Origin of the sequence: Bartonella sp. CM120XJJH (genome assembly GCF_042194715.1) — a bacterium.
Lineage (GTDB): Bacteria > Pseudomonadota > Alphaproteobacteria > Rhizobiales > Rhizobiaceae > Bartonella.
Genome location: NZ_JBHINE010000114.1, coordinates 1 through 685 on the forward strand (window position 1 = coordinate 1; position 685 = coordinate 685).

The 685-nt window shown below is 40.6% G+C and carries 2 protein-coding genes; both read left to right on the forward strand.

Features of this window, described 5'->3' with window-relative positions:
• Positions 1 to 95 precede the first annotated feature (95 nt).
• The gene (locus ACFIKU_RS10080; RefSeq protein ID WP_375657427.1) at positions 96 to 221 is read left to right on the forward strand and encodes a hypothetical protein; all 126 of its coding nucleotides are present in this window, start codon (positions 96 to 98) and stop codon (positions 219 to 221) included.
• A gap of 64 nt (positions 222 to 285) precedes the next feature.
• Positions 286 to 685 (forward strand): hypothetical protein (locus ACFIKU_RS10085; protein WP_375657428.1); only part of this gene is annotated, 400 nt, incomplete at its 3' end.

Consider the following 685-nt stretch of genomic DNA (forward strand, 5'->3'; position numbering starts at 1 on the left):
TTGCCCATTTGTCGTCCAGGTGCTGTGATCCCGAGGCGCAGTGTCAAGAAGCGCTTAAACAGCCCTTTTTGTAAAAAATATAAAAATGCACCTGAATGCAAACCTTAAGCACTGCTAGTGATGATCAACAATCCGCCATCCTTGCCTTCACTTGGAATGGCGGGATTGTTTTCTCAATCCATCATCTCAATATTGTTCACCGTTGTTTTAAACAGCGGTGACAGAAAATATCAACAAGCTTCCGAGCTGTTTTATTGTAAAGAAACCCACTGAAGGAGGGGAAGAATGAAGAAAATCTTAAAACTATTGAGTTGCATAGCTCTGTTAAGTATCGCTGGATGTGACTCAAAGCCTCCTTCAAGATACTTTGTTATATGGCAAAAGCCAGATGCAGATTCTACTGAAGTAGCAAAAGCATTGTTAGAGTGTGGTAAGCCAACTCCTTATAATGCCGATCCAGAAAATAGTAGATTAGGTTTCGGTGAATGGGCAATAATTCATACTTGTATGCTTCAATCTGGCTTCCACTATAGAAGTGAAAATGGAAAGTGGTGTGAAAATTGTCAAGATGATAGGATTCCGGTGTATCCTCTTAGTGGTTCTATCACGCCTCAGCGAAGTGTTGAGAGACGCTTAAATAGCCCTTATTGTAAAAAACATTCAGAACAACTTGAATGCCAGCCTT